The sequence below is a fragment of the Microvirga sp. VF16 genome, assembly GCF_016864375.1.
Classification (GTDB): domain Bacteria; phylum Pseudomonadota; class Alphaproteobacteria; order Rhizobiales; family Beijerinckiaceae; genus Microvirga.
Genome location: NZ_CP069354.1, coordinates 2067501 through 2080306, shown reverse-complemented (window position 1 = coordinate 2080306; position 12806 = coordinate 2067501). Strand labels below are relative to the sequence as shown.

The window sequence follows — 12806 nt, the reverse complement described above, 5'->3', positions numbered from 1 at the left end:
ATTATGGCTGTTGGGCGGAGAAGCGGCCAACGCCGCCTCGAAGAACTTCGCCGAGCTAACGCGACAATAACCCCAGACGTTGCACCGGGAAAATGCCTCACGTGCAATTTTGATGACGCTTTAGCCGTAAGTCGAATGCGCAGATTTGGATGGCTAGTTCTTCGTCGCGTTGGAAGCCTCCTGCAGAGCCTCCTTCTCACGCCTGACCTGATCGGACAATTGCCCGGCAATGGCCACGAGCTTGCCGGCCGTCATATCCTTGCCGTGAAGCTCGACGTGGCCGGCCAATCCCACGGTCAAAAGAGACTCAAACACCATGTCGGCCGGAATTCCCTTCCGGATCAGATCGATGGCAACCTTCTGCCATTGATCGGATAATTGTTCTCGAAGCTCGGAAATATTGTTGCTCATTGTCCAACCATAAATGATCTGGCTCAGGATGTCCCGCCGAAGTGGTCTGATTTCGCGGCACTGTCACCAGACTTACATAGAACAGTTCTAATCCGGCTGCGTCCCCACGACACGGAGAAGCCGATATGGACGAGCACAAGGGCCGCATGCGCTCGAGCGAGCTAGAAGATTCGGGCAATGTCGGAATTAATCCGACGCAAAACCTCACCATGGGCGAGATCATCGCCACGCGCTTCAACCGGCGCGACCTCCTGCGCGGTTCGCTTGCCGTCGCCGCGATCTCAGCGACCGTGGGCACCCGCGCCCTGGCTGCTAATGAGCAGCCGGCAAAGAAGGCGAACGGCCTATCCTTCAACTTCAAGGAAATCGAGGCCGGCGTCGACCAGACCCACCATGTGGCCGAGGGCTACGATGCCCAGGTGCTGCTGCGCTGGGGCGACCCGATCTTTGCCGATGCCCCTGAGTTCGACCCGATGAATCAGACCGCCGAGAAACAGGCGCGTCAGTTCGGCTACAACACGGACTTCATCGGCTTCATCCCGCTCAACGGTTCGGCCGACCATGGCCTGCTCGTGGCCAACCACGAATACACCAACGAGGAACTGATGTTCCCGGGTGTCGGCATCCAGGACACCAAGGATGCCAACTTCTCCAAGATGACCAAGGACCTGGTCGATATCGAAGTTGCGGCCCATGGCGGTGCGGTCGTCGAGATCCGCCGCGTGAACGGCCGATGGCAGGTGGTGAAGGATTCCAAGTACAACCGTCGCATCACCGCCGCGACGCCGATGGACATCACCGGCCCCGCCGCCGGCCACGACCGCATGAAGACCTCGGCCGATGCCACCGGCCGCAAGGTGAACGGCATGATCAACAACTGCGCCGGTGGCGTGACCCCCTGGGGCACTTGGCTCAGTTGCGAAGAGAACTTCAACGGTTATTTCTGGGGTAAGCTCGGCGACGATCATGCCGAAGCCAAGAACTACAAGCGCTATGGCCTCGGCACGCCTGCCTATGCCTGGGGCAAGTATTACGACCGCTTTGATCTCACCAAGGAACCGAATGAGGCGAACCGCTTCGGGTGGGTGGTCGAGATCGATCCCTTCGATCCGAACTTCGTGCCGAAGAAGCGCACGGCGCTGGGCCGCACCAAACACGAAGGCGCCGCCGGCATCACCAACAGCGATGGCCGCTATGTGATCTATCTCGGCGACGACGAGCGCTTCGACTATGTCTACAAGTTCGTCACTGCCGGCAAGGTTGACACGCAGAACCGGGCGGCCAATCTCGGCCTGCTCGATGAAGGCACACTCTATGTCGCCAAGTACAACCCGGACGGCAAGGGCACCTGGCTGCCGCTGATCCACGGCCAGGGGCCGCTGACCGAGGCCAACGGCTTCAAGAGCCAGGCCGACGTGCTGATCGAGACCCGCCGCGCGTCGGACCTTCTCGGCGCCACCAAGATGGATCGCCCCGAGGATATCGAGGCCAATCCTCAGACCAACCGCGTCTACGTCATGCTGACGAACAACACGCGCCGCAAGGACGATCAGGTGGACGCGGCCAACCCGCGCGCCAACAACGCCTTCGGCCATATCGTCGAGATGATGCCGGAAGGCGGCAATCACGCTGCAACCGCCTTCACCTGGGAGGTTCTGGTGAAGTGCGGCGACCCGTCGGTCGCTTCGGTCGGCGCGACCTTCTCGTCGGAAACGACGAAGAACGGCTGGTTCGGCATGCCAGACAACTGCGCCATCGACAGCCAGGGCCGCCTGTGGATCTCCACCGACGGCAACAACGCCAAGGCGACCGGCCGTGCGGACGGCTTGTGGGCACTGGAAACCGAGGGCGAGATGCGCGGCACGTCCAAGCACTTCTTCCGCGTGCCGGTCGGCGGCGAGCTATGCGGTCCCTTCTTCACCCCGGACGACGAATCGCTCTTCCTTGCCGTCCAGCATCCCGGCGAGGCGGAGGAAGGTGCGACATCGACCTTCGAAAATCCGATCACCCGCTGGCCGGATTTCAAGGACAACCTGCCGACCCGTCCTTCCGTGCTCGTCATCACCAAGCAGGGCGGCGGCAAGATCGCCTGACACCCTGCTCAGATCCTGAATGATCGGCAAAGGAGCCCTCGCGGCTCCTTTGTTCGTTCAGGAATGCGAATGGAGAGCCTGTCGCCTCGACAGGAGAAATCTCGACGGACGAAGACAGTATCACTGCTACAGCATTTAGGGAGAGTGGCGCGGGCGACGGGGCTCGAACCCGCGACCTCCGGCGTGACAGGCCGGCACTCTAACCGACTGAGCTACGCCCGCGCATTGTCTCGCATCGCCCGCTCCAAGTGAGCGTTTCTTGCGATGGAGGCGCGCAAGTACCGGTGAATGCGCACGCTGTCAAATGGAGTTTGGCTTATCCCCAGCTGGCCCGTGTCAGAGGCAGGAACCTAATCCCTGGTACTGATCGAAAAGACCTCATGGCCGGCTCCGTTCAGAACACGAACCGCCTCGATCTCAGGATCGCGGGATTGCGGGCGCCGCGCGAGGGAGAACACCTTGAGCGCCCTCTCCTTCGCCTTCTCGATGGAATCGGTGCGGACCATGATCCGGCGGATGATTTCCCCACCAGCCTCTTCAGAAGCCACGGTCTCGATGCGGTAAACTTCAATCACGTTTCTCAAACTCCACCATCAGAGCAACTCCACCATCAATCCCTAATGCGCTGGAGCTTTTCGAACCGCTTGATCAGGCGGTCCCGCTTCAATTTCGACAGACGGTCGATCCAGAAGATGCCGTCGAGCTGATCGATCTCATGCTGGAGACAGACGGCCATCAGGCCTTCCGCCTCCTCCTCGTGCTCCGCCCCATCGAGGTCCCGATAGCGCACCCGAACCCGGGCATGACGTTCCAACTCGTCGGTCACGCCCGGCATGGAGATGCTCCCCTCCACATGCCGGATTATATCGGAAGATGACCAGACGACGTCCGGATTGAAATAGATGTGCGGCTCGCGGTCGGATTCCAACTGGATCACCACAAGCCGCCTGAGGATCCCGATATGCGGCGCCGTGATGCCAATCCCGGGCGCGGCATGCATCGTCTCCGTCAGATCCCGGGCAAGCGCCCGCGCATCCTCGTCGATATCGTCAACCGGCTCCGCCTTCTGGCGCAGACGAGGATCGGGAAAGCGAACAATCGGTCGGATGGCCACAGGATCTCTCTAGGACAAAAAACTGACGGGTGATCTGCGGCTCAGGCTACTTGTAGCGACCGCCGCGCTGGAGCATCTCGATCTTGTACCCATCCGGATCCTGAACGAAGAAGAACCGAGCACGAGGCTTGCCCTCAAGCTTGAGCTCCTTGAGCGGCGTCGGATTGAGACCGAGGGATTCGAACCGGGCGTGCTCCGCTTCCAGATCGTCGACCGAGAATGCCAGATGCCCGTATCCATCGCCGAGTGAATAAGGCTCCGTCCGGCCATGATTGATCGTCAATTCCAGCTCAAACTCACTGTTTCCGTTGCTGAGATAGACGAGCGTGAAGCCTTCGAATGCCAGACGCTCCGCCACTTTGAGACCGAAAGCCTTGTCGTAGAAGGCGAGGGAGCGCTGCTCGTCGAGCACCCGGATCATGGAGTGAATGGCCTTGGCCATCAGAAGCACCTCTTCATCTCGGTCGTATCAATCAACGATCTGGGAGATAACAGGGCGCGGCACCGAACGGAAGGACTTCGAAGCTTGGCACCATGAGCGGCCATTCAAGGCCCCAACAAAATGCCTTCCTCAGCGCGAGCCAAGGAAGGCAAGTTCGGGAGGAAAAACTCGGACTGACAACTCCGACACTCTTGAAACGGGATTGTTGCGTCGGGGCGGCGTGTCCTTCGCGCTGCCCGTCACGGCAACAAAGGATTAGTGAGAGCCCGGATCATGGCGCAATCAAGGAAAATTGATGCCTGCCAAGGTTCAAGAATGGCATTTCCCAAGGAACCTTGAACAAGCTGAACACTTGGTTTGGTACGGAGGCACCATTCCCCGCAACCCCTTGTCGCCTCCGCACACTCTGCAGCCCCGTTCGGCCTAATTGGAACGGGGCTTTTTCGTGGGGTCAGCACCCAACAGATCACTGTTCGAACTGCCCGGCAATGGCGCGGATACGATTGCGGACATAATCGGGAAGCCCGGCGCTGATGGAGCTTCCGGAGTTGAACGAGCTCTTCCCCATGAGAACCTGAGCCGGGATGAGGTTACGCAGCACGGGAACGCTCTCGAACTCCTTCTTGCGCTCCAGAACATCGGTCTCGACCGCAAGCGCCATGAAGACGGTGGCGACCGACTTGCCGGGATCTGAAGGATGCGGCTGCAGGATCGCCAGCAATTTTCCGAACTGCATGACCTGATTGACATAGAAGATCGTCTGTTCGAGCACCCCGGCAACGGGAGCATCGAGGCCGGTCAGCCTGGCGAAATTGCTGCGCCCGATTTCCTCCAGCGGCAGCACACGGATCTCTGTCTGAAAATCCATGGATTCCGAGATCTTCTTACCGCCTTCCTCCAATTTGTTGGCAAGCCTGATGCCGACCGGAAGCTTACCCTCCAACGGATAGCGGGATTCGATACAGAGGCTTCCTTCCGCCTCGCACCAGCGGCGGTTCGGATGGCGGTTATGGACGCTGTGAGGATCCGCCTGCGGTGCAGCCTGCTCGGCATCGATGCGGCGATGCTTGATGGAAGGGTCGATCTTTTCGAGCACCTCAAGCTGCGTATAGCGCCCAAGATCGATGGCACCCGGTGCCTTGCCGATCAGGAAACGGGCCTCCACCACATATATGTGGAGTTTCTCGGTATAGGATCTCGGGATGCCATGAACCGAGACCTTGATGGTCGGTTCGACATAATCCGGAAAAAGACTCAGAAGCTGCTTCTGCAAAGGCCTCTCTCGCGCCCAATCTTCGAAGCGGATCAGGCCCGTTCCGGCATCGGCCAGCTTGTCGTCTCGGTGGTCGCTGAAGAGGATGGTCTTCGGCTTCAACTTTGACGGCGCCACGGACGTCACGGACGGCACCTCGTCGATCTTGAACTCCTGAGCTTCGAGCGCTCCAGCGGACACAAAAAGAGCAGCAAGGACGGTTACCATCCGTCCGAAAGGCGTTTTCGATATCATCAATAAACCTGTCCGTTGCGCCAGAAGTAATCGGGGTCGATCCGCCGGGGTCGCCGGGGAGCATCGTCCTCCCACCACCAGCGGAAGCCGCGCTCGGGCTCGGCCTGACGGCGTGACGGGAGAGCGTTCTGGCGCAGGCTATCGAGCCAGCCCGGTCCCTGTGCATAGGGCCCATCCTCGTAGTAGTCGGGCCCACCCCTCTCCTCGCCATCGCTCCACGGATCGGGATTGCGGAATGCATACACGTCCGATTGCGGCACGAGGCGGAACTGCGTCTCGTTCAACCGGCCGAACCAGCTCAGGCGGAAATATTCCGTAAAGCCCTTCCCATTGCCTTCCGTCAGCCGATCCCCGGTGTTGAGATCGATCGGCAAAGCGATGAGCTGCTTGGCTGCCTGGGGCGATGGCGGGCTGAGGGGCGACTTCGGCGCATGGTGTTCCCATGCAGCCTGGAGGATCGATTGGAAGATGGGAGCTGCCACCTTGCCGCCGGTCTGCCCGCGCCCGAGCGTCCGGCGCTTGCCGTCGGCATTGTCATGCCCCACCCAGACAGCAATGGTGACGTCATTGGTGAAGCCCACGAACCACGCGTCGTTCTCGTTGTCCGAGGTTCCGGTCTTGCCCGCAGCATAGGGCGCAAGCGCCTTCAGGGAACGAGCCGTCCCGCGCTCCAGCACACCCTGCAGCATGGACTTCAGCTGATAGAACGCGGCCGCATCGGCCGAACCGAGCCTCGCCAGCGACCTGGACTTCCGGCTGTAGATGATGCGCCCGTTCTCTTCCACGCTCTCGATGGCATGAGGCACCGGCATGGCACCCTCATTGGCAACGGCCGCATAGAAAGCGGCGAGATCGAGAATCCGCACCGGCTGCGCACCGAGAACGAACGGATAATGCGGCGTGCATTCCAGATAGAGCTGCGCCTCGAGCGCGAGCTCGCACACCCGTTTCAGGCTCTGCTCCGGAGAGGATTCGATGCCGCCGTCGAGCAGACGCGCGGTCACCAGATTCTTCGAATTTTCGAGTGCCCGGCGCAGGGTCATGATGCCGGAGCGCCCACCGTCGAAATTCTTCGGGCTCCAATAGTCGCCGGCTCTCGCATTGTCCTCGCCGCCCACCGGCGGCAGTGTCACCGGCGCATCCCAGATCAACGTATTGGGCTGCAAACCCTTCGACAGAGCCGCGAGATAGGTCAGCGGCTTGAAGGCGGAGCCCGGCTGCCGGTGAGCCTGCGTCGCCCGGTTGAGCTGGCTCAACGGATAGGAGAACCCGCCCGTCATGGCGAGGATGCGGCCGGTCTTGTTCTCCAGAACGACTGCCCCGCCCTGCACGGAAGGCGGCGTCCTCAAATCGGCGCGAACCGGCCCCTTGCCCTTCTGCTCGATCACCTGGACGCGTACCACGTCATGGAGCTTGAGATCGCGTCGCGCCGCCTCCCAGGCATTCAGCGGCAGAATACGCCCATCTGCGAGGCCGACCCGTAGAACATTGGCTCCGGTCTTTCTGTCCCTCCCCTTTTCGATCACGACGGCCGCCGGCCAATGTACGTCATAGAGAGGCAGCCGCACTGCTTCCAACGCCCGCTTCCAGGCCGGCGCAGCATCCTTCGTGCCTTCGAGAGCTTTGATGGCCTCCGCAAGGTTCGCCTCGGCGCCCTGGTAGCGCTGACGCCCGATGCTCAGCTCGTAGCGGGCAAGCCCCTCCTGCAGGGCAGCCTCCGCCGCCTGCTGCAGAGCGGGGTTGATGGTAGATCGCACCGTGTAGCCGCCCGCCGTCAGGTTCTCAATGTCGGCAAGCGTGCGGGCGTCGCGGCTGACATGATCGACAAAGTGAAAGCCCGTCGTGCGCCTGATGCGCTCGAACGGCACCCTCGACGGCAGAGAGGCGACTGCCTGCTGCACCTGATCGGGCTTCAGGAACCCGTCATCCTGCATGCGGCTCAGCACATAGGCCATGCGCTCCTGGGCTCGGTCGGGCTTCGTGTCGGGATTGTAGTAATTCGGCCCCTTCGTCAGCCCAGCGAGCAGCGCTCCTTCGGATACGGACAGTTCCTTGGCGCCCTTCGCGAAATAGCTCTGCGCCGCCATCTCGATGCCCCAGGAGGAGCGACCGAGATAGATCGAGTTGAGATAGATCTCGAGGATTTCCGCCTTGCTGAGCACGCGCTCGATGCGCGAGGCGACGATCATCTCCCGCATCTTGCGGTCGTACGTGACGTCGTCGCCGACGAGCAGGTTCTTCGCCACCTGCTGCGTGATCGTAGAGCCCCCCGCAGGCCGCCCGGGGTTGGCGAGATTGCCCACGAAGGCGCGGATCACACCGCGCTCGTCAACGCCTTTGTGCTGATAGAAGCGCTTGTCCTCCGCCGAGACAAAGGCCTGTTGCACGCTTTTCGGGATGTCCGACAAGGGAACCCAGATGCGCCGGTGATCGGGCTCATACACCTCGGCGAAGCGCCTGCCATTTCCGTCCAGAATGACGCTGACGCCCGGCAGCTTGAGACCTTTCAGTTTTCCGGCATCGGGAAGCCCGGCGACGGCCGCATTGTAGTAGGAGATCACCTCGCTGAGATCGACGGGCAAAGGATCCACCTTCTCGTCTTTGCAGAACTGACGATAGCTCGCATGCAGATCGTTGAAGCTCAGCCCCTGCAGCACCTTCAGATCGCCCGTGATGGCCTGCGGGTCGTCCATGGCTGTGGCGATGAGATCGTCGAGATTGATGTCCTCGATATCGAAGGCGCGCCGCATATGGGCGCAGCCATTCTTCAGGATCTGCGACACCTGTTCCTGATCCCGCGCGGGATCGAAACTCGTCCTGACCGAGTCCGGATCGACCAGGACTTGGCTCAGGGTCAGGGCTGTTGCGAAGATCTTGACGAGGATCGCGCTCATTCCGTCGCCGTCATCGGACAATTACACTCCACGGGAAGGTGCTCGGCACGAACGTCCAGGGCGTGCCGGTGCCGCTGCTTCGAATCCTGCTTGGGACAAGCTGAATGGAAGCCGACCATCGCGGCTGATTTAGGACCGGCCATTCCAGTGAGATGGAGCAGTCCAGCTTACTTCCCAGGTGGAAATACCCCTTTCACGGCAATGTGTCTCATCCCCGCCCGACGAACGGCATCTTCGTGGCCATGACGGTCATCGTGAGCACATTCGCATCGAGCGGTAAACCGGCCATGTAGACCACCGCATCCGCCACGTGCTTGGGATCAATCCGCGGCTCAGGAGCCAGCGTCCCGTTGGGCTGCAGCACACCGTCGGTCATCCTGGCGGTCATGTCCGTGGCGGCATTGCCGATATCGATTTGCCCGCAGGCGATGTCGTAGGCGCGACCGTCAAGAGATGTAGACTTCGTCAGCCCCAGAACAGCGTGCTTCGTCGCCGTATAGGGAGCCGACAGCGGACGCGGAGCATAGGCCGAAACCGAACCGTTATTGATGATCCGCCCACCTCGCGGGTTCTGGTCCTTCATGATCCGGAAAGCCTCCTGCGTACACAGGAATGTCCCGGTCAGATTCGTCGCGACCACCTTTTGCCACTGGTCGAGCGGGATTTCCTCGAAAGGAACGGCCGGAGAGCCCATCCCTGCATTGTTGACGAGAAGATCGAGCCTTCCGAAAGCCTGCTTCGTGGCGGCGAACAGGGCGGCGACGGAGGCCGGATCCGTCACGTCGGTCGGCACGAGGAGGATCGAAGCGCTCTCTTCCCCAATCTCTCTCGCAGCTGCTTCCAGAGCATCCTTCCGCCGCCCGGCCATGACGACGCTGTAGCCGGCCTTCAGGAGACCGGCGCTGATCGCCTTGCCGACCCCGGTTCCAGCCCCGGTTACGATCGCAACCTTGGAACGTTCAGCCACTCTATCCTCCCAACCCATGTTCCTATCCGCCACGAGAGATGCATTTGAGGACGGAAACGGCAAGGACAAAGGCCTCGCCTGCTCACACTTTTCAGGTCCGAGATCGTCCCATTGGGAAAAGAGGGAACCGGCCAAGCTTTCCGGCGTTCGCATGGTGCTAATCGGAAAGGAATCCGTCATGCGCAATCATGTCTTAAACTCGGCTGCCCTCCTGACCCTTCTGGCTCTACCCCTTGCCGCCTGCCAGAGCAGCACCGAAACGGGCGCAGCGACGGGCGCCGCGGGCGGTGCCGTGACAGGGGCTGTCATTGGTGGCCCGGTCGGTGCCGTTGTCGGCGGTGTTGCCGGTGCCGCTGTCGGCGGCGTTCTCTCAGCCGAAGAATCGACCCGGGTCCGCACCTATGTCGTCGCCCAGCGCCGTCCCACGATGCGCGTCACTGAAGAAATCGTCGTCGGCCAGCCAGTCCCGTCACGGGTGAGGCTCTACGACGTTCCCCCCAGTGTCGGTCTTCGGGACAATTACAGCTACACGATCGTGAATGACCGGACCGTCCTGGTCGATCCGGATACCCGAACCGTCGTGCAGGTCATCCAGTAAAGCTCACGGCATAACAAAAGGCGGCTCGTGAGAGCCGCCTTTTGTCCGTCTCATCGGGCCAAGCGATCAATCGTCCAGATCGAGATGATTGATCAGAATCTCGCGTTTACCGGCGTGGTTGGCGGGGCCGACGATGCCCTCGTTCTCCATCCGCTCCATCAGCGAGGCGGCGCGGTTGTAGCCGATCTGCAGCCGGCGCTGGATGTAGCTCGTCGACGCCTTCTTGTCGCGCAGCACCACCGCCACCGCCTGATCGTACAGATCGCCGCCCGGCGCTCCGAACTCGCCCTGGTCGAAGACGGCTGTGTCGGCGGCACCACCGCCCTCGTCCTCCTCGGCCGTGACGGCCTCGAGGTACTGCGGCCGGCCCTGGCGCTTCAGATGCGCCACCACCTTCTCGACCTCCTCGTCGGAGCAGAACGGCCCGTGCACGCGCGTGATCCGCCCGCCGCCGGCCATGTACAGCATGTCGCCCTGGCCCAACAGCTGCTCGGCGCCCATCTCGCCCAGAATGGTGCGGCTGTCGATCTTCGACGTGACCTGGAACGAGATCCGGGTCGGGAAGTTCGCCTTGATCGTGCCGGTGATCACGTCCACGGAAGGCCGCTGCGTCGCCAGGATCACGTGGATGCCGGCGGCTCTGGCCATCTGGGCCAGGCGCTGGATCGCGCCCTCGATCTCCTTGCCGGCCACCATCATCAGGTCGGCCATCTCGTCGACGATCACCACGATGTAGGGCAGCGGATCGAGATCCATCACCTCGTCCTCGTACACCGCCTCGCCGGTCTCGCGGTCAAACCCGGTCTGCACCGTGCGGGTGATGGTCTCGCCGCGCGCCTTGGCCTCGACCACGCGGGCGTTGAAGCCGTCGATGTTGCGCACGCCCAGCTTCGACATCTTGCGGTAGCGGTCCTCCATCTCGCGCACCGCCCATTTCAGCGCCACCACCGCCTTCTTCGGGTCGGTCACCACCGGGGTCAGCAGGTGCGGGATGCCGTCATAGACCGAGAGCTCGAGCATCTTCGGATCGACCATGATCAGGCGGCACTCGGCCGGCGAGAGCCGGTAGACCAGCGACAGGATCATGGTGTTGATCGCCACCGACTTGCCCGAGCCGGTGGTGCCGGCGACGAGCAGGTGCGGCATGCGGGCGAGATCGGCGATCACCGGCTCGCCGCCGATGGTCTTGCCGAGGCAGAGCGCCAGCTTCTGCTTCGAGGTCTCGAAGTCCTGGCTGGCCAAAAGCTCGCGCAGGTACACGGTCTCGCGCTTGTGGTTGGGCAATTCGATGCCAATCGCGTTGCGGCCCTGCACCACCGCCACACGGGCCGAGACCGCGCTCATCGAGCGGGCGATGTCGTCCGCCAAGGAGATCACCCGCGACGACTTCGTCCCCGGCGCAGGCTCCAACTCATACAGCGTCACAACAGGGCCGGGGCGAACGTTGATGATCTCGCCCTTGACATTGAAGTCCCACAGCACGTTCTCGAGAGTCGCAGCATTCTCCTGCAGCACCTCGACCGGCACTTCCGCGCTATCCCAGATCTTCGGCTCGGCCAGAAGTTCCAGGGCAGGCAGTTCGAATGCGAACGAGGCTCCGACAGGTCCGGAGATGCCGACCGACACCGACGCGTAGTTCTCGCGGCTGTCACGGCGGAAGCTGTCATTCGCAGGGACCGGAACTGTCGGAGCGTTGTTGACGCGTGGCGGCGCTATGACGGCAGCACGCCGCGACGGGACCTCGATGACATCCTCCTCATCATCCATGATGTGGTCGACGTGATCTATATGTTCGTCAACATCGTCCGCGTCATCGTCCCAAGGCAACGCTTCGGGCTCGACAGGAGGTGGCGGGGGAGACGGAACGCGCGGAGAAGGCGCGACTGGCGGCGCTACTTTCTTTGCAACCGCGGCATTCTCCTCTCGCTTGGCTTGAGCAGGCGCAGCGGCAGGAGCTGGCTTCGCAGGAGCTGGCTTCGACGGAGTCGGCAGCGTCGGATCCAGCAGATAAGTCCCCGGCTGCCACATGAAGCTGTAGGATTGCTGAACCGCAGGGAGCTCGTAGGGAGCAGGAGTGCTCTTCGCAGGAGCAGCTGCCGGCTCGACGGCCTTCGGCGCGGCCGCAGGTTCGACAGCAACCGGAGTGGCCGGCACATTCCTTTGAGGGGCTTCCCTTTGAGGGACTTCGCCTCGCGGTCTTGCGGGTGCAATCCGCTTGGCCTGCTCGGGAACAGGAGACGGCGTCCGCGTGAAAGCGCGCGCCGCGCCGCTGCCTGTCTCCTGCGACGCCGCCTTGTTCTGAAGCGCGAGCAGCCTCTCCTGAACCGCAGGAGCGGGATCGGTGGCTCGGGCTGACGCGATTTCTTTCGCCTGCCGCTCCACATTATCCGATGTCGCCTGAGGCGTGGTCTGCATCCTGCGCTCTTTCAGGACGCGCTCGGGCGTGCGCGTGAAGCGCACTTCGGGCGACATGGAGAAAGACTGTTCCCACACCTCACCACGGGGCGCGCCGTTCGGCCCCCTGCCCTGCGCGCTCCGCGACGCTTGGCCGGTTGGATGATACTCATCGGCAGCCCTGGTTCGGACAATGCCCTGTCTCGCCTGCGGATCGGCGGCGGAAGAACTCGGAGCGGGAGACGCGTTCGTCTGCACTCGGCGTTGTTCAGCATCGAGCGGACCGTTCTTCATGCTGTCCAGTTCTGAACTATTGTCATCCTCCGGCCTGAGAGAGCCATAACCATGGGCGGCGGAAGATGGAGACCGTCGTTTGAAATGCATTG

The 12806-nt window shown here is 62.0% G+C and carries 10 protein-coding genes and 1 tRNA gene; 2 read left to right on the top strand and 9 right to left on the bottom strand.

The window, feature by feature from the left end; all coding sequences use genetic code 11:
- Positions 1-153 precede the first annotated feature (153 nt).
- Complete coding sequence (locus JO965_RS09910) at positions 154-411, bottom strand: hypothetical protein (RefSeq protein WP_203443466.1); 258 nt, start codon at positions 409-411, stop codon at positions 154-156.
- Between the two features lie 125 nt (positions 412-536).
- On the opposite strand from JO965_RS09910, the gene JO965_RS09905 reads away from it, so the two are divergent.
- Positions 537-2504, top strand: a complete 1968-nt coding sequence (locus tag JO965_RS09905) for a PhoX family phosphatase (RefSeq protein WP_203443465.1) — start codon at positions 537-539, stop codon at positions 2502-2504.
- A 145-nt stretch (positions 2505-2649) separates the two neighbouring features.
- Here JO965_RS09905 and JO965_RS09900 read toward each other — a convergent pair.
- The 7 genes from JO965_RS09900 to JO965_RS09870 form a co-directional block, all read right to left on the bottom strand.
- A tRNA-Asp gene (locus tag JO965_RS09900) sits at positions 2650-2726 on the bottom strand.
- Between the two features lie 128 nt (positions 2727-2854).
- A complete protein-coding gene (locus tag JO965_RS09895) occupies positions 2855-3079 on the bottom strand; it encodes a hypothetical protein (RefSeq protein ID WP_203443464.1) in 225 nt (74 codons plus the stop codon).
- A gap of 35 nt (positions 3080-3114) precedes the next feature.
- Positions 3115-3618: a peptide deformylase gene (locus JO965_RS09890; RefSeq protein WP_203443463.1), complete on the bottom strand. Its 504-nt coding sequence runs from the start codon at positions 3616-3618 to the stop codon at positions 3115-3117.
- Between the two features lie 46 nt (positions 3619-3664).
- Entirely contained in the window at positions 3665-4060 is a 396-nt protein-coding gene (locus tag JO965_RS09885) for a VOC family protein (RefSeq protein ID WP_203443462.1), read from the bottom strand.
- Between the two features lie 466 nt (positions 4061-4526).
- Positions 4527-5567 carry a hypothetical protein gene (locus tag JO965_RS09880; protein ID WP_203443461.1) on the bottom strand — a complete coding sequence of 347 codons (1041 nt, stop codon included), beginning with the start codon at positions 5565-5567 and terminating at the stop codon, positions 4527-4529.
- Complete coding sequence (locus JO965_RS09875; RefSeq protein ID WP_203444124.1) at positions 5567-8461, bottom strand: penicillin-binding protein 1A; 2895 nt, start codon at positions 8459-8461, stop codon at positions 5567-5569. Before JO965_RS09875 ends, JO965_RS09880 begins: the two co-directional genes overlap by 1 nt.
- Before the next feature lie 208 nt (positions 8462-8669).
- Positions 8670-9428 (bottom strand): SDR family oxidoreductase, encoded by a 759-nt coding sequence (locus JO965_RS09870; RefSeq protein ID WP_246776791.1) that lies wholly within the window; start codon positions 9426-9428, stop codon positions 8670-8672.
- Positions 9429-9606: 178 nt separating this feature from the next.
- Between JO965_RS09870 and JO965_RS09865 the strand changes: the two genes are divergently transcribed.
- Entirely contained in the window at positions 9607-10026 is a 420-nt protein-coding gene (locus tag JO965_RS09865; protein WP_203443459.1) for a DUF1236 domain-containing protein, read from the top strand.
- Positions 10027-10092: 66 nt separating this feature from the next.
- Here JO965_RS09865 and JO965_RS47775 read toward each other — a convergent pair whose 3' ends face one another.
- Positions 10093-12714: a DNA translocase FtsK gene (locus tag JO965_RS47775; RefSeq protein WP_246776790.1), complete on the bottom strand. Its 2622-nt coding sequence runs from the start codon at positions 12712-12714 to the stop codon at positions 10093-10095.
- Positions 12715-12806: the final 92 nt, after the last annotated feature.